The organism is Arthrobacter sp. MDT1-48-3 (assembly GCF_054511015.1).
The window spans coordinates 404,587-422,358 of record NZ_JBTNDL010000001.1; the positions used below are offsets into that span (position 1 = coordinate 404,587).

Here is a 17,772-nt window from a genome sequence, read left to right on the forward strand (position 1 = left end):
CCCGAGGGTGCCGGCGGGGTGCCGGCGGGCCGCCTTCGGCAGCGTTGCCGTGCGGCTGTCGTCCCCCGGGACCGACGCTATGTCCCGCGTCGGCCGGCGCCCCGAGACGGTCTGTCAGGCAGCGGTGCCGCGCGGCTTCCGGTCCGCATTGACCGGGGTGTTGGGATCCAGTGCGTCCTCGGCCGCTGCGTCGTCGAGCTCGACCGCGGACCGCACGGGCGGCGCGCCGGGCGTGAAACGCCGCTGCAGGGTGGCGGCGGCGGCGTCCCGGAGGGTGCGGAAGAACAGGTACGTCACGCACCAGGCGAGGATCGCGGCCACCACCGCCGACAGGAACAATCCGAGGCCCAGCAGCACGCACGCCACGTAGAACACGACGATCAGCAGCAGGCGCAGGGCGGTGAATTTGAGGAAGGCCACGCTCCAAGTTTACTCGCCTACAATTGGCGCATGCCCCGCCTCCTGCTCATCGCCGCGATCCTGGGGGTCGCCGTCGTCATCTATGCACTGATCGACTGCGTCATGAGCCGAAAACACGAGGTGCGGAGCATCTCGAAGACGGCGTGGTTCGTGACCATCCTCATCCTGCCGCTCATCGGGGCCGGGATGTGGTTCCTGTTCGGACGTCCTCGCAGCGAGGGTCCCTCCGGTCCGCGGCGTCCGGCTCCCCGCACGCCCACCGCGCCGGACGACGATCCGGCCTTCCTCCAGAATCTCGAAGCGCAGCGCCGCCAGCGCGCCCGCGAGCAGGAGCGCCGCCGCCGCGAGCAGGAGCAGAAGGAACGCGAGGCCAAGGCCGGCGAGGCCGGCCGGGACACTCCCCCGAAGGACGACAAGCACGACGGCGAAGGCAACGACGACGCCGGGTCCGGTTCCGCGGGAGCCCACCACCCCTGACACCCGGCGTCCGCCTGCCAGGCCCCTGCGGCGCTGCCGAATGCCCTGGCACCCACGGGTCGCGGGCGGCCGCTGGGCAGGTCCGACACGTCGCGCGGCAGCGAGGACCATCCCATGCGCCCGATCCCGTGGCACCCACTGATCGCGAACGACCGGTGGGCATGGTCGATCATGTCCGCGGATCGGACCTCATCAGGGGGCGGAAGCCGAAGCCGCCCTTCGGGCAGGACCGACGGCGCGACCGACGGACACCCCGGCTGCACGCCATGCTCCCTGCTTGTACCCCCGCCGGAGGGGGCGCTCCCGGACACGCGAGAGCCCCGCGGCATCCACCGCGGGGCTCTCCCGTTCCGATCGGCCGACACGCGGCCCGCGCCTACACTCCCGAGTAGCTGTGGAGCCCCGAGAAATAGATGTTCACGATCGTGAAGTTGAAGACGATGCAGAGGTACCCGACGATCGACAGCCAGGCAGCACGCGTGCCCGTCCAGCCACGCGTGGCACGGGCGTGGAGGTAGCCGGCGTAGACGGTCCAGATCACGAACGTCCAGACCTCCTTGGTGTCCCAGCCCCAGTAGCGGCCCCATGCCTGCTCGGCCCAGATGGCGCCCGCCATGAGGGTGAAGGTCCAGCCGACGAACGCCACGGCATTGAGCCGGTAGGACAGGTTCTCGAGGCTCAGCGCCGAGGGTACGAGGCGGAGGAACCGCGCGGTGTCCGCCTTGCCGGCGAGGAGTTTGGCCTCGCGGGAGGTCTGCAGGAGCTGCAGCACGGACATGGCGAACGTGATGGTGAACAGCGCCGAGGACGCCACGGCGATGGAGACGTGCACGATCAGCCAGTAGCTCTGCAGGGCGGGGATCAGGCGGGCCACCGGCGTGGGGAAGCCCACGGTGGCGGCGCAGAGCATGATGACCACGAGTCCCACCACGAAGGAACCGACGAACCGCAGATCCTTGCGGGTGAGCGTGATGAGGAAGATGGCGGCGACGAGGAAGGCACCCGTGGTGCAGAACTCGTACATGTTGCCCCAGGGGACACGGTGCGCGGCGATCGCCCGGGTGAGGACGGCGGCGCCGTGGACGACGGCGGCCAGCACCGTCAGCGAGACGGCGATGCGCGCTGAGCGGCGCCGGGGCCCCGACCCGTAGTCCATCGAGGCGTCCGCCGTCGCCGGCGATCCTGCCGCTGCCGCGATCGAACTCCCGCCTCGTGCGCCCACGCCCGCGAGGGACCGGGCCGACGCCGCCTGCTCGTCCGCGAGCCGCGTCTCGAGGCTGCCGATCGTGGAGCTCGACTTCACGAGGTCGAGCACGAAGAAGACCAGGGCCACCACGTAGGCGATCGAGGCCAGCAGCATGAAGAGCTCACTGACCTGCCCGAGCTCGGCATTGACTGGTGGTGTCATGACTTGTCCTTTGCGTTGGTGTGCGACTGCCCCGTGCCGGCCGGTGCGGCGTCCTGATGACTATGGTCCCCCGCGCTGCCGGTGGGGACCAAGAAGCGATCCGCCAGCAGCTTCTCGACGGCTGCGCCTTCCGCCGGCAGGCGGTGGTCCTCCCCGCGGGCCAGCAGCCCGTACTCGACCATGAGGCGCCCGTCCGGGTGCTCGCCGGTGCGCACCCAGAGCCTGCGGCGCCCGATGAACAGGGACGCCGAGAGTCCGAGCAGCGCGAGTGTCGAGAAGACCAGTGCGCCCAGCTCGCCGGGATCGTGGTGGATGTCGAGGGCGACATAGCGCTTGAGCCCGTCGAAGGTGACGGAACCCTTGCCCTCGGGCAGGTCGTACGTCTGTCCGACGCCGAGCACGATCCCGCCGTCGTCGTTGTTGCGGCTGTTGAGCTCGGTGAGGTTCTCGGTGTCCAGCACGTAGACGTTCTCGGGCGTCCCGTCGTCGAGCCCGAGGTCCCCGTAGTAGGAGTTCAGGTTCAGCTGCGGGTTGAAGGGGTCCGGGTCCCGAGAGAAGGAGACCCCCTTCTCGTCCACGAAGGCTGTGGGCAGGAAGAACCCGACGAAGCCGAGCTGGTCCGGCTTCGCGTCCGGGGCCTTGATGACGATCAGCGAGGTGTAGAGGCCGTCGGACGGGACCGAGACGACGGGGCCCTGCTGGGCGATGTTCCCCTCGCCGTCGCGCACGGTGACGACGGGCGCGTAGCCGTTGCCGACCAGGTAGACGTTGGTGCCGCCGATGGTGATCGGCGCGTTGACCTTGAGGACCTGCTGCGCCTCGTCCTCGCCCAGTCCGTCCTGCGTGGTGACGTTCGCCGTGAAGTCGAGCGGCTGGCCGTAGTGGCTCTCCTGCTCGCGGTCGAAGCGCACGTCGAACGAGTCGAGCCGGATCGAGTACGGCTCCAGCTGGTCGTCGGAGAAGTTGGAGCCCGGGCTGAAGCTGTCGTAGCCGATCAGGGTGTTCACGAAACTGTCGCCCTCGACGATCACCTTCTGGCCGTTGTAGCCGAAGAGCCCGCCGACGGCGACCGACACCAGGACGCCGATGAGCGAGGTGTGGAAGACGAGGTTGCCGAGCTCCTTGGCGAGGCCGCGTTCGGCGCCGACGGAGGGGCGGTCGGTCCCGGCATCGCGCACGTCGACGCGGTAGCCGCGCTTCCGCAGGACCGCGGCGGCCTGCTCGGCGGCGGACGACGGCGTAAGGCCGGCATCGCGCGCCCGGTCGGCAGGAACCTCGAGCGTGCCGTACACGGGCAGGCGGGAGAGCCTCTTGGGCGTGCGCGGCGGTGTGGAGCGCACGGCTCGAAGATGCGCGATCGCCCGGGGCACCACGCAGCCGATGAGCGAGATGAAGAGCAGGAGGTAGATCGCCGAGAACCAGACGGACGAGTAGACGTCGAACAGCTGGAACCAGTCCAGCACGGGCCCGGTGTCCGGGTTGTCCTGGATGTACTGCGTGACGACGGCGGGGTTCGCCGGGCGCTGGGGGAACAGCGAGCCGGGAACGGCCGCCACGGCGAGCAGGAGCAGCAGGAACAACGCCGTGCGCATGCTGGTCAGCTGCGTCCACGCCCACCGCAGGGTGCCGAAGACGCCGAGTGAGGGCAGGACGACGTCGGCCCTGGCGCCCCGGGCGCCTGCCGTGTCCCTCGTATCCTGCGAGACGTCCTGCTTCACTGTGCCCTTTCCGAATGATGTCGATTGTTCGCGTGCGTGTCCGGCGGATGCCACCGGTAATCAGATCGGCAGGACCACGTTGCCGATCAGGAGGTCCTGCAGCTGCGTGATCCAGAAGTTCCAGATGCCGGTCACCATGAGGACACCCACGAGCACCAGGAGCCCGCCCCCGGCCCGCTGCAGCAGGAGCCGGTGCTTCCGGAAGAACGCGAGGGCCCCCATGCCGCGGCGTACGCCGAGTGCGATCAGCAGGAACGGAAGGCCCAGGCCCAGGCAGTAGACGAACGTGAGGACCGCGCCCTTGAGTGCCGTCGCGTCGTTCCCGGAGATCGCCAGGAGTTGGACCGCACCGAGCGTGGGGCCGATGCACGGCGCCCAGCCGAGCCCGAAGGTCACACCCAGCAGGGGTGCCCCCAGGAGGCCGGCGGGTACCTTCGCATGGACGCGGCTCTCGCGCTGGAACCAGGAGAGACCGCCCATGAATACGACGCCCAGCAGGATCACGACGACGCCGAACACCTGGATGAGCCACCCCTGGGACACCCTCAGGAAGGCGCCCAACTGCCCGAACAGGGTCCCGTAGGCCATGAAGACGACCGAGAAGCCGAGCACGAAGAGCCCGATTCCGGCCAGCATCCGTCCCCTCTTCTGCTTCTCGAGGTCGACGCCGGTCAGGCCCGTGACGTACCCGAGGTACCCGGGGACCAGCGGCAGGACGCAGGGGGAGGCGAAGGACACCAGACCGGCCAGGAGCGCGACCGGCAGGGCGAGGAGCATGGAGCCGTTGAGCACGGCGTCGGCGAAGGCGTTCCCCGCGGCGAGGGGAACGTGTCCGGCCGTGGCCACCGTCATGGACGGGACGCGGCGGGCGCGCTACTCGGCGAGGGCATCATGGATCAGGGCCTTGAGGGTACCGCGGTCGGCCAGTCCGAGGATCCGGGCGGACACCCGCCCCTCCCGGTCGAGGACGATCGTCGTGGGGACGGCCTGCGGCGGGACGTACTGGGTCATGCCGAGCAGCACTCCCCCGTCCTTGTCATCGAAGCTCGCGTAGGGGATGCCGAAGCTGCGCTCGAACGCCTCTGCGGTGGCCTGCTCGTCGCGGATGTTGACGCCGTAGAACGCTGCGCCCTGCGGCGCGTACTCGTCGTGGAGCGAGACGAGGTCCGCAGCCTCCTCCCGGCAGGGTGCGCAGGCGGCGTACCAGAAGTTGAGCACGGTGACCTGGCCGTCCCAGTCGGCGCTCGAGACGTCCGTCCCGTCGAACAGGGTGCCGGAGACCTCGACGGGCTCACCGCGGTCCGCGGCCGCGTACTCCGTGACGGAGCCGTCCCCTGCGATGTAGTTCTTGCCGTCGCCGGCCGCGGCCTGCTGTGCGAGCGGGTCCTCGGCGGCACAGGAGGTGACCACCAGGGAAACCGGCAGCACGACGGCGAGCGCCATGCCCAGTTCGAGCAGGAGGCGGCGCTTCGGGGGACGGGCGGTTGGTGTCACAGCTTCTTCCGATGATTTCTACGACGTGTAGTAATTCTATTACGCCCCGGGGACATTCGCCGCACCGGGCAGCAGGTCGGCGCAGGGCTCGGCGTAGCGCACGCGGCGGACGGAGTCCCCCTCGAAGTCGAGCGACGTGACGGACGTGAGGGTGCACTCGCGCTGGCGCGGGTCGTGCCAGAGCCGGCGATGCTCGGCGGCGAGCCGTGTCACCCAGATGGGCAGCTGGTGGCTGACGAGGATCGCCTCGGCGGGACGGTCCGCCCCTCCGCCCTCCGCGAGTTCGAGGGCGCGGCGGCGGGCGTCGTGCACCCCGAGCATCACCCGCGCCGCCTGCTCGGCGTAGGGCTCCCCCCAGGACGGCCGGAACGGATTGACGAGCAGGGGCCAGTACCTCGGCTGGCGGAGCCTGCTCTTGATCCTCGACATCCCCTCGAAGCGGTTCTCGGCCTCGATGATGCGCTCATCCGTGGCGATCTCCAGGCCCAGCGCCTCGGCGAGGGGGCGCGCGGTCTCCTGGGCCCGCGTCAGGGGGGAGGCCACGAGGTGGACGATGTCGGCACCCTCGTCGCGGCGCTGCTCGAAGTGACCCGCCACCTGCAGGGCCATCTGGCGGCCCAGTTCGGAGAGGTGGAACTCCGGAAGCCTCCCGTAGAGGACGCCCTCGGGGTTATGGACCTCACCGTGGCGCACCAGGTGGACGGTTGCTCGCTGCATGGGTCCAGTTTCCCGCATGTCCCCGCGCGACGGCCAATCGGGGCGCAGTGGACAGCGCTACATTTACTTGAACATTCCACCGATCTGTGGAATAAAACATGCATACGCATGCTTCTATCCACTGTAAGCGTCGCCACCACCACTTCTCAGGAGTTCATCATGACTGTCCCCTCAGGCCTCACCTCCGGCACCTGGTCCTTCGATCCCGCCCACAGCGAGGTCGGATTCAGCGTCCGCCACGCCGGTATCAGCAAGGTCCGCGGCTCGTTCAAGGACGTCGATGCGTCCCTCACCGTCGGATCCTCCCTCGAGGATTCCAGCATCACGGCGACCATCAGGACCGCGTCGTTCACCTCTGGCGACGAGAACCGCGACGGGCACGTCAAGGGCGCCGACTTCTTCGACGTCGAGCAGTTCCCCGAGATGACCTTCGTCTCCACCTCCCACACCGGCTCCGGCGAGACCTACGAGATCCACGGAGACCTCACCATTCGCGGGATCACCAAGGCGGTCGTCCTCGACGCCGAGTTCAACGGCGTGGCCGTGGACCCCTTCGGCGCGACCCGCGCAGGCGTCTCCGCCTCCACCACCATCTCCCGCAAGGACTTCGGCCTGACCTGGAACGCAGCACTCGAAGCGGGCGGCGTCCTCGTCGGCGACAAGGTGACCATCACCATCGAAGCCGCCTTCGTGGCTCCCGCCGTCGTCACGGTCTAGTCCCGCATCCCGGCCGCCGGGCCGGCCGGCAGCACGCTCACGGCCGACGTCGTCCCCTGGACGGCGTCGGCCGTTGCCGTCGGCCCCTGTCCGCGGCCGCGGCCGACGAACTAGGCTGACGATGACCGCATCCACGAAAGGCACGTCCATGGGGGCTCCGGCGGGTGGATGGACATTCGAACCGCAACGGAGGACGCAGCGATGAGCACGCCACAGGACGATCCGAACGGGCAGGGCAACAGGCAGGGCGAGGGACAGCCGTGGAGCGCACCCGGCACAGGCGGTACCGGCCAGGGCGGACACGTCCGGCCCGGCGCCTACGGACAGGGCGACGGTGGGGGCCGGTACGACTACCAGTCGGCGCAGCCCTCCAGCTACGCCTACCCGACGCCCCCCGCCGGGGGATCCGGCCCGGCGGACAGGGGTCCCGCACCCACGGAGGTCCAGCGGGCGTACTACCTCATCCTGGCGGCGGGCATCCTCTACCTCGTGGCGTCCGTCGTCTCGGGCCTGACCACCCCCGTGCCGGATGCTCCGGGAGCATCCATCGGCGTGGGCCTGGGGATCGTCTTCGCGGCCCTCTTCACCGCCGTGTACATCGTGCTGGCCGTCTTCATCAGGAAGGGCCACAACTGGGCGAGGATCACTGCGACCGTGCTGGCAGGGCTCAACGTCCTGTCCGTCCTCAGCAGTTTCCTCCTCCTCCCGCTCGTGGGCCAGGCTGCAGAGGCGACCGGCCAGGCCGCGGTCCAGCCCTCAGGCCTCTCGCTCGCCCTGAGCGTGATCGTCATGCTCCTCGGCGTGGCCGGCGTCGTCCTGACCTACGCGAAGCCCGCGCGGCCCTACTTCGCACCGAGGAAGCTCGGCTACTGAGCGGGACCTCCGCAGCGTTACCTACTGGGCGCGGGAGATCGGATCGAGGTCCGTCTCCTGCGCCCGCTGCGCGTGATAGGCGAGGATCTGCAGTTCGGTGGACATGTCCACCTTCCGCAGCTGCACGTGCGGCGGCACCTGGAGCACCACCGGCGCGAAGCTGAGGATGCTGGAGATCCCAGCGTCCACCAGGCGGTCGCACAGCTCCTGCGCCACCGCTCCCGGCACGGACAGGACCGCCATGTTGGTGCGGGTCCGCTCCAGCACGGCCTCGAGGTCGTCGACGGCGCTCACGCGGAGGTAGCCGACCTCGGACCCGACGACGAGCTGGTCGGCGTCGAAGATCGCGACGATCTCGAAGCCGCGCGAGACGAAGCCGGAGTAGCCCGCCAGCGCGCGGCCGAGGTTGCCGGCGCCGATGATCGCCACGCGCCAGTCCAGCGTCAGCCCGAGGGCGATCGAGATCTGCCGGTTCAGGTACTGCACCTCGTACCCGACCCCCCGGGTGCCGTACGACCCCAGGTAGGAGAGGTCCTTGCGCAGCATGGGCGAATTGACCCCGGCAGCATCCGCGAGCTCCTCGGAGGACACGCGTTCGATCCCCTCGGCGAGCAGCGAGTTGAGGGCCCGCAGATAGATGGTCAGGCGGGCCACCGAGGCGGGCGGGATATGGCGTGAGGAATCACCCACGGGGTGGAGGCCTGGCATGTCCGGCGTTGTCACTGTCATCGGCTCCGTTGCTAGCACCACCGCGAGCGGGCGGTGGTTCCTGGTCCCCCGGCGTCGTCGGGGCGGAAGTAGAACCACTGTATGCCGACGACGCGGGGCCTCCAAGCCGGACCGGCACGCCCTGACAGCACCCGGAGGGCCTAGGACAGCAGCCTGCGCAGCCTCGCCTCGTCGATCGACCAGAAGTCACGCTGCACCCCACCGATGAACAGGACGGGGAGTTCCTCGGCGAACTGCTGCCCGAGTGCCGGGGCATCGGTCACGGACAGTTCCCGCCAGCCGATCCCGAGGTCCCTGGTCACACGGTCCACCACTGCGCGCGCGTCCTCGCAGAGGTGGCAGTCCGGGCGGGTGAGGAGCACGACGCCGCTTCCCGGCGCGTCAGCGGTCGATTCCATGCCTCCACCGTACTGGCGGGGGCAGGCCCGCGGAGCGAAGAACTAGACTCGGAGCATGCCGGACGCCATCCAGGGCACGCAGCCCTCCCCAGAGCCTCCGGCGCCGCCTCCGGGCGAGGCCGCGTTCTTCGACGTCGACAACACCCTCATGCGGGGCGCGAGCCTGTTCCACGTAGCGCGCAAGATGTACCAGCGGAAGGCGTTCACGCTCCGTTTCGCGGCTGGACTGGCCTGGAAGCAGCTGCGCTTCATCATGCGCGGCGAGACGATGACCGACGTGGATGCGGTGCGCGAGGCCGCCCTCGCCTTCGCGATCGGGATCGCCCACGAGGACATCCTGGCCCTCGGTGAGGAGGTCTACGACGAGATGATCGCCTCGAAGATCTGGCCCGGCGCCCGCGCCCTCGCTGAACAGCACCTCTCCTCGAACCGGCAGGTCTGGCTCGTGACCGGCACGCCCGTGGAGGTCGCCGCCGTCATCTCCAGCCGGCTCGGCCTGACCGGCGCGCTCGGGACGGTGGCCGAGGTCATCGACGGGCTCTACACCGGACGGCTGGTGGGCGACTTCCTGCACGGCTCGGCGAAGGCCGCTGCCGCCCTGGCGGTCGCCGAGCGGGAGCACCTCGACCTCGCACGGTGCTGGGGCTACAGCGACTCGTACAACGACATCCCGCTGCTCACCGCTGTCGGCCACCCCGTCGCGATCAACCCGGACAGGAAGCTGCGCCGTCATGCACGCGCCAACAACTGGCCCGTCTACGACTTCCGCAGCGGTCGGCGTGCGGCCACCTTCGGCCTCAGCGCCGCCACGCTCGTCGGGTCCGTCTACGGCCTGTGGCGCGGCTTCTCACGCTTCCGGGGCCGCTGACGCCGCGGCCCGGCTCTGCCTTCTGCGCGATCCGCAGGGCCGGGGAACGACGACGGCCCGGATCCGACGCCTCGAGGGCGGGGATCCGGGCCGGTCTGCACACCCCGGCTCGTGGCCGGGCGCCTGCCTACTTCTTGTTGCGGCGCTGGTGACGGGTCTTGCGAAGCAGCTTGCGGTGCTTCTTCTTCGCCATACGCTTGCGGCGCTTCTTGATAACTGAACCCATAGAGTCCTCACAAACTTGTTCTGTTGCCAGGGCGGCATCAGGCTCGTAGCCGGAAGGCCGTCCCTGGTCATGACGTCGGCACCTGCCGTCTGGCAGTCGCCCGGATGATGCAATAAATCGAGCGGGCCTAGGCCCGCCCAAAACGCTCCTTAACAGGGTACATCCGTTTGAACAACGGACTGGACGCGCGGACCCGCCCTCAGGCGCTCTCGGACTGGCCCTCGACCTGCGCGGCGAGGAGGAAGGCCTCGACCGCCGATTCGGGGACGCGGTACGAGCGGCCGAACTGCACCGCAGGGAGGTCACCGGCGTGGACGAGCCGATACACCGTCATCTTCGAGACACGCATGAGCTCGGCCACTTCCGCGACCGTCAGGAACTGCACATCCGAGAAGTTGTTCCCGTCTGCCATCTCACCACTTTTCCTTTGCACGAAGGCTGTTGTTCACCCTGAGACCGGCATCGGGGAGGACACCCCTGGAGGGACTCTCCGGCGTGTCGTCCTGAGCTGTCTGGATTTTCGCCTAAGGAACAACTCTAGTGGCTCCTGTGACCAAAGTGAAAGGACTGTGCGTCACCCAGGCGTCCGTCGTGGGGAGGCCCTACGATTCGCGACGCCGCCGCAGCTGCGACAACAGATCCGCCGCACGCTCGGCCGCGCGTCCCATGGTCCTCCCGATGGGCGGCCGGACGGCCTCGACCCCGGTCGGAGGCTGCGGGGCGGCGAGCACCGCTGCAGCCAGCACCCCGGTCTCGGCGATCTCCGCGGCCCCGGCAGCGCCGACATCCGCATCTGTCGCTGCTTCCGGCGTCGCGTCGGCCGGTGCCTCCCCGGCCGGTTCCCCGAGGGCCGTACCTGCCTGCGTCGCGGACGCCTCGAAGTCGGCGAGCCAGTTCCGCACGTGGTCGAGCGGCGCCGGATCCAGCGAGTAGTACCGCTTCTGGCCCTGCGCCCTCATGGTGACCAGTCCCGCTTCCCGCAGGACCTTCAGGTGCTTCGACACCGTCGGCTGGCTCACCTGCAGCTCGACAACGAGCTCCCCCACCGCTTTGTCGCCGTCCCGCAGGTTCTTGAGGATCTGCCTGCGTGTTCCTTCGGCGATGACAGCGAAAACATCATCGATACCCATCCGCCTACCCTAGCGATATATACGCCGCCGGGCATCCTGCGACCCGACGCATCAGTCGAACCAGGGATCCAATCCGTGCAGCGGGAACACGGCCTTGCGCGTCGCCATCACCGTGCGGTCCAGGTCATCATCGGGGTCGTAGCCGACCTCCCAGGAACGCCACCACGTATCCGCACCGTCCCCCATCAGGCGGGGTGCATCGATCCCGTGCCGCTCGAGGACGTACTCGCGCCAGGCTGCGGGTACCTCGCTGCCCGGACCCAGTGCGGCGCCCGCCGCGACCGCGACGAGCAGCGTCCAGGCGCGGGGCACCACGCTCGCGAGTGCGTACCCACCCCCGCCGGTGGCGATCCACCGCCCGCCGCACAGGCGGTCCGCCAGATCCCGCACGGCGACCATCATCGCGTGCTGGGCGTCCACGCTCACCCGGAGGTTCGTCAGGGGATCCTCACGGTGGGAGTCGCAGCCGTGCTGGCTGACGATCACGTCGGGCGCGAAGGCCCCGGCGAGCTGCGGCACGACGGCGTGGAAGGCCCGCAGGACGGCGGCATCGCCCGCGACGGTCGGCAGGGCCACATTGACGGCGTAGCCCTCGGCGCCGGGCCCTCCCGTCTCGTTGGCGAAGCCCGTGCCCGGGAAGAGGCTCATGCCCGTCTCGTGGAGGGAGATCGTCATGACGCGGCGGTCGTCCCAGAAGATGCTCTGCGTCCCGTCCCCGTGGTGGGCGTCGACGTCGATATAGAGGACGCGCTGCGCGCCGCGGTCGAGCAGCCGCTGGACGGAGGCGGCGGCGTCGTTGTAGATGCAGAAGCCGCTGGCCCGCGAGCGCGCTGCATGGTGCATGCCGCCGCCGAAGTTGACCGCCCGCACGGTTGTGCCCTGCAGGATGGCATCGGCGGCACCGAGCGAACCGCCGGCCAGACGGGCACTGGCCTCGTGCATCCCGGCGAAGGCGGGATTGTCCTCCGTGCCGAGTCCGTGCGCGGCGTCGGATCTGTCCGGATTGCTGCTGACGAGCCGGACGGCGCTGATGTAGTCGGGGCTGTGGACGCAGGCGAGGTCCTCGTCCGATGCCACGAAGGGCCGCGTGACCGTCACTCCCCGGTGGTCGAGCAGGCCGCAGTCCCGCGTGAGGCGGGCCGTCAGGTGCAGCCTCTCGGGATTCATGGGGTGCAGGCCACCGAAGTCGTAGGCCAGCATCGAATCGTCCCAGACGACCTGGAGGGGTACCGCTGGCCCGGAGTGCGTAGACATCCCTGCAAGGCTACGCGATGGCGGATATTCCGACGATGCCCGCGGGTGAGATGCTTTACTACTGCAGGAAGACAACAAGGGGCGGTCACCGTGCCGCTTCGGCGGGAGGACCGGCAGACGGGGCAGAGCGGGCGTCAATGCTAAGTCAACAGCCGCGGTGGCTGAAGGACGATCAGAACGGATACTTCAGGCTGCTGGCCTCGATCCGTGACTTCGTCGACTCCTTCGCCAACAGCTCTCCCGCGCGGCTCGCCCTGTTCATCTTCAGCGGCGTCATCCTGCTGTTCACCGCGCTCCTGAGCCTGCCGATCGCGACCACCAGCGGCGAGGTCACGGTCCTGCACGACGCCTTCTTCACCGCGGTGTCCGCCGTCTGCGTCACCGGGCTCACGGTCGTCTCCACGGCCACCCACTGGTCCTTCTTCGGGCAGCTGGTGATCCTGCTCGGCATCTTCATCGGCGGACTGGGCACCCTCACGCTCGCATCCCTGCTCGCGCTCATCGTGAGCAAGCGGCTCGGCGTCCGCGGCAAGCTGCTGGCCCAGGAGGCGCTGAACAACGCCAGCCGCCTGGGGGAGATCGGCACGCTCCTGCGGATCGTCATCGTCACCTCCGTGGTCATCGAGATCGTGCTCGCCGTCGTCCTCATCCCCCGCTTCATGATCCTCGGCGAACCGTGGTGGCAGGCGCTGTGGCACGGGATCTTCTACTCGATCTCCGCCTTCAACAATGCGGGATTCACACCGCACAGCGACGGACTGGTGCCCTACGAGACGGACCTCTGGATCCTGACACCGCTCATGGTCGGCGTGTTCCTCGGCAGTCTCGGGTTCCCCGTGGTCATGGTGCTCGTCCAGGTGCGCCACCGGTTCAGCAAGTGGACGCTCCACGCCAAGCTCACCGTGTCCGTGTCGCTGATCCTCCTCGTCGCGGGGACGTTCGGCTGGGGCTTCCTCGAGTGGGAGAACGACCGCACGATCTCCGGACTCAGCGTGGTCGACAAGAGTATCCACGCCCTGTTCGCCTCCGTGATGACACGCTCCGGCGGGTTCAACCTCGTGGACCAGAACGACATGAACACGACGACGATGCTCCTCACGGACGCGCTCATGTTCGCGGGCGGCGGGTCCGCGTCCACGGCCGGCGGCATCAAGGTCACCACGATCGCGGTCATGTTCCTCGCGATCGTCGCCGAGGCGCGGGGCGACGCCGACGTCCGCGCCTGGGGCCGCACCATCCCGCACGGTGCCATGCGCGTCGCGATCTCGGTCATCTTCATGGGTGCGACGCTCGTCCTCGTCGGCAGCGGCCTGATCCTCGCGCTCTCCGACGAGCCGCTCGACAAGGTGGTCTTCGAGGTCATCTCGGCCTTCGCGACCGTGGGCCTCAGCACCAACCTCAGCGCCGAACTGCCCCCTGCGGGCAAGTACGTCCTGTCCGCCCTGATGTTCGCCGGGCGCATGGGCACCATCACGCTCGCCTCAGCCCTGGCGCTGAGGCAACGCAGCACGCTGTACCGCTACCCCGACGAGAGGCCGATCATTGGCTGAAAGACCCGCCCACAACGCACCCGTCCTCGTGATCGGCCTCGGCCGCTTCGGTGCGGCCACCGCCGAGCAGCTGGTCCGGCAGGGCCGTGAGGTGCTCGCCATCGAGCGCGATCCGCAGCTGGTGCAGAAGTTTGCGAGCATCCTCACGCACGTCGTCGAGGCCGACGCCACGAACATCGACTCCCTCCGCCAGCTCGGCGCGCAGGAGTTCTCCGCCGCCGTCGTCGGCGTCGGGACCTCGATCGAGTCGAGCGTGCTCATCACGGCGAACCTCGTGGACCTCGGGATCGACCATCTCTGGGTCAAGGCGATCACGCCCTCGCACGGCAAGATCCTCAAGCGCATCGGCGCGAACCACGTGATCTATCCCGAGGCCGACGCCGGGCAGCGCGCCGCGCACCTGGTCGGCGGTCGCATGCTGGACTTCATCGAGTTCGACGACGGCTTCGCGATCGTGAAGATGTACCCGCCGAAGGAGACCCAGGGGTTCACCCTCGCCGAGTCCTCCGTGCGTTCCAAGTACGGCGTCACGGTCGTCGGGGTGAAGTCCCCGGGCGAGGACTTCACCTACGCCCGGCCCGACACGAAGGTGTCCGGCCGGGACATGCTGATCGTCTCGGGCCACGTGGATCTGCTCGAGCGCTTTGCCGGCCGTCCCTAGCATGCGGCGGGGGCCCGGTTCCCCGCAGCCGGACCCCGCTACCCCGGCCCGCGTCCGCCCCGCGTTCCGGCCGGCGGCCGCATCGGCGCTCGGGGGTGCCCTCGTGCTCGCCGTCGTCGTCGCTGCCGCGCAGATCCACGGACTCGACCTCTCCGTCTACCGGGAGGGCGCGCTCGCGCTGCTCGGCCGGGCGGGCGACAAGGACCTGTACGACGACGCCCTCGTGCAGACCGACACGCGCGGCCTGCCCTTCACCTATCCCCCGTTCGCCGCGATCCTGTTCGTGCCCCTCGCGCTCGTGCCGCAGTCCGTGGCCCTCGGCATCGTCACCGCGCTGTCCTGCGGCTGCCTGGCAGGCGTCGCGGCCCTCGTGGTGCGGTACCTGCGCTCGGCCCGCCCCGCAGGCGCGACGGCGCCGCGGCACACCGCCGTCGCCGTGCTCGCGACGATGCTCGTCCTCGGCCTCAGCGGACCCTGGCGGGAAGGCCTCGGCTTCGGGCAGGTGAACGCCCTCCTGATGGTCCTGGTCCTCGCCGACCTGCTGCGCTCCACGCGGTTGCCCTCCGGCGTCCTCGTCGGGATCGCCGCGGGCATCAAGCTGACCCCGCTCGCGTTCGGGCTGGTCTACCTGGCCCGGAGGGACTGGCGTTCCCTCGCCTGGCTGGCGGCGTCCTTCGGCTCCACCGTCGCCCTCGGGTGGGTCCTCGCCCCCCGCGAGTCCGCGGTCTTCTGGCTGGATGCACTGTTCGACGCCTCCCGCGTGGGGGCGACGGCCGACCTCTACAACGTGTCGCTCAATTCGATCGTGGCCCAGTCCGGCCTGCCCGGATCCCTTCAGCGGCCCGTGTGGGCGCTGGCGTCCCTCGCAGTGATCGCCCTCGGGTATCTGGCGATCCGGCGGGCGGACGACGACGGCGACACCGTCCGGGCGATCGCCGCCAACGCCGTCGTGATGCTCGCGATCTCACCGATCTCCTGGTTCCACCACTGGGTCTGGATCGCGCTGGTCTTCCCCGCCGCCTACCTGTCCGCCCGGGAGGAGGGCGCGCGGCGCACAGCCGTCCGGGTGCTGCTGGCCGCTCTCGTGCCCGTCATGATGTTCTCCTCCATCACCGTGACCCTCACCCTCACGGGGGCCGTGTCGGGCGAGGGGCCACTGCCCCTGCGGCTCTTCACGGCACTCGGCGTGGTCCTGCCGGTGGCGCTGCTGGGGCTTTGGGCGCTGCGGCCGGTCAGGCGGACGGCGGCCCTGCCAGCTCACGGGTGATCGCCGCCGCGCGGGCGGTGGCGGACTGCGCGCCGGCGGTCACGATGTGCGCCAGTCCGAGCTTGTCGAAGGTCTCGATGGCGCTCTGCGTCGTCCCGTTGGGGCTGGTCACGGCCCGTCGCAGCGCCGTGGCGTCGGCGCCCTCCTCCGCCAGCATGAACCCGGCTCCGGCGACCGTCTCGCGGGCGATCAGCTCGGCCAGCCCGGGGTCCAGGCCGAGTTCCTCGCCCGCGGCCGCCATGGCTTCCGCGAGGTAGAACGCGTACGCCGGTCCCGAGCCGCTGACGGCCGACAGCGCGTCGACCTGAGCCTCCGGGATCTCGACGACCGTACCGGCCGGCCGCAGGAGTTCCCGCGCCTGCGCCATGAGCTCCGGCCCCGCCGAGGTGCCGGCCGAGATGGACAGCACGCCCCGTCCGAGGCGCGACGGCGTGTTGGGCATGGACCGGATGACGGGCTGCCCCGCGGGCAGCGCCGCCTCGATCATCGCGATGGACACCGCGGCGGCGACGCTCAGGACGACGGCGGTCGGCTCGAGCGCGGGCGAGACCTCACGGGCGAGGGGGACGATGCCGACCGGCTTCACGCCCAGGACGACGACGTCCGCGTTGCGGACCGCGGCGACGTTCGCGCCGTCGTCCTCGGCGGTGGCGAGGGCCTCGATCCCGTGGCGCCGGCGCAGCTCCGCCGCACGCTCGGCGCGCCGCACGGTGGCGGTGACCAGAGCGGGGTCCAGCCCGGCGGCGAGCAGCCCGGCGAGGATGGATTCGTTCATCGAACCGCAGCCGAGGAAGGCGATGCGCTGCGTTGCTTGCGGAGTCATGGCCCCATCCTGCCACGAGGGCTACCAGCCTTCTCCCAGCATCCTCGTCGTCGCGGCACAAGTTGGGGGCCTAGTGTTCCAACTACCTCATAAGGGTGCGAGTGATGGGGACCGGAATTCCTGATCCGGTCCGGCGTCGGTGGCAACAGATGATTCCCCCAGCATCTGGACCGTCCACCGGCGCCATTCCTCGTTCAACGGCCCGAGCGACCGGCCGGGCGGCCGGGACGTCGGCGCCGCTCAGTGGCGCAGGTGCGATCGCGCGAAGCGGAGGGTCTCGGCGAGCCATTCCTCGCGCTCCCCCGCGCCCCGTGCCCGGCGCGTGCTGACCTCGACGGCCACCACGCCGTCCCACGCCGCCCCTGCGAGGTGTTCGAGTGCTTCGGCGCACCGCTGTTGCCCCTGCCCCGGGAGGAGATGCTCGTCCTTCCCGTTGGGCGTTCCGTCGGTCAGGTGCACGTGGGCGAGCCGGTCGCCCAGCGCCCGCATCTCCTCATAGGAGTCCATCCCGGCGATGGCGGCGTGGGAGAAGTCCCAGGTGATGCGCTCGTACGGCTCGGGCACCGGGTTCCAGTGCGGCAGGTAGGCTTTCGCCTCACGGCCGCGGACCTTCCACGGATACATGTTCTCGACGGCGATCTCGACGCCGTACTCGGCTGCGACGCGCGCGATACCCTCGGGGAACTCCTCGGCGTACCCCGTCTGCCAGCGGAACGGCGGATGCGTCACGACCGTCCTGGCCCCCACCTCGGCGGCCATCGCTGCCGAGAGTTCGATCTTCGTCCACGCCTTCCCCCAGACCTGCTGCGTCAGCAGCAGGGTGGGTGCATGGATGGCGAGGATCGGCATCTCGTACCGTTCGCTCAGGACGTTGAGCTGGTCGGGGCTCTGACTCACCGAGTTGTTGGTGACCATGACCTCGACCCCGTCGTAACCGAGGTCCTGGGCGAGCGCGAACGCGTCATGAACGGCGAGCGGATAGACGGAGGCACTGGACAGCGCGACCGGGATCGCGGGCAGGCCGTGGGCCGGGTGCGCCACC

The 17,772-nt window shown here is 69.7% G+C and carries 21 protein-coding genes; 7 read left to right on the plus strand and 14 right to left on the minus strand.

Annotated elements, in window-relative coordinates; translation table 11 throughout:
• Window positions 1–114 precede the first annotated feature (114 nt).
• On the minus strand, window positions 115–420 hold the full coding sequence (locus tag ACX80L_RS02020) for a DUF4229 domain-containing protein (protein ID WP_133081156.1): 306 nt from the start codon (window positions 418–420) through the stop codon (window positions 115–117).
• A 30-nt stretch (window positions 421–450) separates the two neighbouring features.
• Between ACX80L_RS02020 and ACX80L_RS02025 the strand changes: the two genes are divergently transcribed.
• Window positions 451–897, plus strand: coding sequence for a PLD nuclease N-terminal domain-containing protein (locus tag ACX80L_RS02025; protein ID WP_459287348.1), 447 nt, complete (start codon window positions 451–453; stop codon window positions 895–897).
• Window positions 898–1,273: 376 nt separating this feature from the next.
• On the opposite strand, the gene ccsB is transcribed toward ACX80L_RS02025, so the two are convergent.
• The 5 genes from ccsB to ACX80L_RS02050 form a co-directional block, all read right to left on the minus strand.
• Window positions 1,274–2,305: a c-type cytochrome biogenesis protein CcsB gene (gene ccsB / locus ACX80L_RS02030; protein ID WP_459287350.1), complete on the minus strand. Its 1,032-nt coding sequence runs from the start codon at window positions 2,303–2,305 to the stop codon at window positions 1,274–1,276.
• The gene (gene resB / locus ACX80L_RS02035; protein WP_459287352.1) at window positions 2,302–4,023 is read right to left on the minus strand and encodes a cytochrome c biogenesis protein ResB; all 1,722 of its coding nucleotides are present in this window, start codon (window positions 4,021–4,023) and stop codon (window positions 2,302–2,304) included. The genes ccsB and resB overlap by 4 nt, the downstream gene beginning before the upstream one ends.
• 60 nt (window positions 4,024–4,083) lie before the next feature.
• Complete coding sequence (locus ACX80L_RS02040) at window positions 4,084–4,875, minus strand: cytochrome c biogenesis CcdA family protein (RefSeq protein WP_244185877.1); 792 nt, start codon at window positions 4,873–4,875, stop codon at window positions 4,084–4,086.
• 21 nt (window positions 4,876–4,896) lie between these two features.
• On the minus strand, window positions 4,897–5,466 hold the full coding sequence (locus ACX80L_RS02045; RefSeq protein ID WP_133081570.1) for a TlpA family protein disulfide reductase: 570 nt from the start codon (window positions 5,464–5,466) through the stop codon (window positions 4,897–4,899).
• Between the two features lie 90 nt (window positions 5,467–5,556).
• Window positions 5,557–6,234 (minus strand): histidine phosphatase family protein, encoded by a 678-nt coding sequence (locus ACX80L_RS02050; protein ID WP_133081159.1) that lies wholly within the window; start codon window positions 6,232–6,234, stop codon window positions 5,557–5,559.
• A 159-nt stretch (window positions 6,235–6,393) separates the two neighbouring features.
• Here ACX80L_RS02050 and ACX80L_RS02055 point away from each other — a divergent pair, with 159 nt between their 5' ends.
• Both ACX80L_RS02055 and ACX80L_RS02060 read left to right on the plus strand, forming a co-directional pair.
• Window positions 6,394–6,951, plus strand: coding sequence for a YceI family protein (locus tag ACX80L_RS02055; RefSeq protein WP_133081160.1), 558 nt, complete (start codon window positions 6,394–6,396; stop codon window positions 6,949–6,951).
• Between the two features lie 201 nt (window positions 6,952–7,152).
• Window positions 7,153–7,824 carry a hypothetical protein gene (locus ACX80L_RS02060; RefSeq protein WP_459287355.1) on the plus strand — a complete coding sequence of 224 codons (672 nt, stop codon included), beginning with the start codon at window positions 7,153–7,155 and terminating at the stop codon, window positions 7,822–7,824.
• A 21-nt stretch (window positions 7,825–7,845) separates the two neighbouring features.
• On the opposite strand, the gene ACX80L_RS02065 is transcribed toward ACX80L_RS02060, so the two are convergent.
• Window positions 7,846–8,553: a redox-sensing transcriptional repressor Rex gene (locus ACX80L_RS02065; protein ID WP_133081162.1), complete on the minus strand. Its 708-nt coding sequence runs from the start codon at window positions 8,551–8,553 to the stop codon at window positions 7,846–7,848.
• 140 nt (window positions 8,554–8,693) lie between these two features.
• Entirely contained in the window at window positions 8,694–8,951 is a 258-nt protein-coding gene (locus tag ACX80L_RS02070; RefSeq protein ID WP_133081163.1) for a glutaredoxin family protein, read from the minus strand.
• Window positions 8,952–9,006: 55 nt separating this feature from the next.
• Between ACX80L_RS02070 and ACX80L_RS02075 the strand changes: the two genes are divergently transcribed.
• Window positions 9,007–9,819: an HAD family hydrolase gene (locus ACX80L_RS02075; RefSeq protein WP_459287357.1), complete on the plus strand. Its 813-nt coding sequence runs from the start codon at window positions 9,007–9,009 to the stop codon at window positions 9,817–9,819.
• 127 nt (window positions 9,820–9,946) lie between these two features.
• Here the strand turns inward: ACX80L_RS02075 and ACX80L_RS02080 are convergent, their stop codons facing one another.
• From ACX80L_RS02080 to ACX80L_RS02095, 4 genes are all read right to left on the minus strand, one after another.
• Window positions 9,947–10,045: a 30S ribosomal protein bS22 gene (locus tag ACX80L_RS02080; protein WP_003792170.1), complete on the minus strand. Its 99-nt coding sequence runs from the start codon at window positions 10,043–10,045 to the stop codon at window positions 9,947–9,949.
• A 199-nt stretch (window positions 10,046–10,244) separates the two neighbouring features.
• The gene (locus ACX80L_RS02085; protein WP_133081165.1) at window positions 10,245–10,457 is read right to left on the minus strand and encodes a helix-turn-helix domain-containing protein; all 213 of its coding nucleotides are present in this window, start codon (window positions 10,455–10,457) and stop codon (window positions 10,245–10,247) included.
• A gap of 190 nt (window positions 10,458–10,647) precedes the next feature.
• Complete coding sequence (locus ACX80L_RS02090) at window positions 10,648–11,175, minus strand: ArsR/SmtB family transcription factor (protein ID WP_459287359.1); 528 nt, start codon at window positions 11,173–11,175, stop codon at window positions 10,648–10,650.
• A 51-nt stretch (window positions 11,176–11,226) separates the two neighbouring features.
• On the minus strand, window positions 11,227–12,429 hold the full coding sequence (locus ACX80L_RS02095) for an acetoin utilization protein AcuC (protein WP_459287361.1): 1,203 nt from the start codon (window positions 12,427–12,429) through the stop codon (window positions 11,227–11,229).
• Between the two features lie 137 nt (window positions 12,430–12,566).
• Here ACX80L_RS02095 and ACX80L_RS02100 point away from each other — a divergent pair, with 137 nt between their 5' ends.
• Genes ACX80L_RS02100 through ACX80L_RS02110 form a run of 3 tightly spaced genes read left to right on the plus strand, consistent with a single transcriptional unit; the run spans window position 12,567 to window position 15,907 of the window.
• The gene (locus ACX80L_RS02100) at window positions 12,567–13,979 is read left to right on the plus strand and encodes a potassium transporter TrkG (protein ID WP_133081167.1); all 1,413 of its coding nucleotides are present in this window, start codon (window positions 12,567–12,569) and stop codon (window positions 13,977–13,979) included.
• On the plus strand, window positions 13,972–14,640 hold the full coding sequence (locus tag ACX80L_RS02105; protein WP_104050125.1) for a potassium channel family protein: 669 nt from the start codon (window positions 13,972–13,974) through the stop codon (window positions 14,638–14,640). The genes ACX80L_RS02100 and ACX80L_RS02105 overlap by 8 nt, the downstream gene beginning before the upstream one ends.
• Before the next feature lies 1 nt (window position 14,641).
• Window positions 14,642–15,907, plus strand: coding sequence for a glycosyltransferase 87 family protein (locus ACX80L_RS02110; RefSeq protein WP_459287363.1), 1,266 nt, complete (start codon window positions 14,642–14,644; stop codon window positions 15,905–15,907).
• Here the strand turns inward: ACX80L_RS02110 and proC are convergent.
• Together proC and ACX80L_RS02120 are read right to left on the minus strand one after the other, a co-directional pair.
• Entirely contained in the window at window positions 15,873–16,730 is an 858-nt protein-coding gene (proC, locus tag ACX80L_RS02115; RefSeq protein ID WP_459287365.1) for a pyrroline-5-carboxylate reductase, read from the minus strand. The two genes, ACX80L_RS02110 and proC, sit on opposite strands and share 35 nt — an antisense overlap.
• A 240-nt stretch (window positions 16,731–16,970) precedes the next feature.
• Window positions 16,971–17,771 (minus strand): sugar phosphate isomerase/epimerase family protein, encoded by an 801-nt coding sequence (locus tag ACX80L_RS02120; protein WP_208739175.1) that lies wholly within the window; start codon window positions 17,769–17,771, stop codon window positions 16,971–16,973.
• Window position 17,772: the final 1 nt, after the last annotated feature.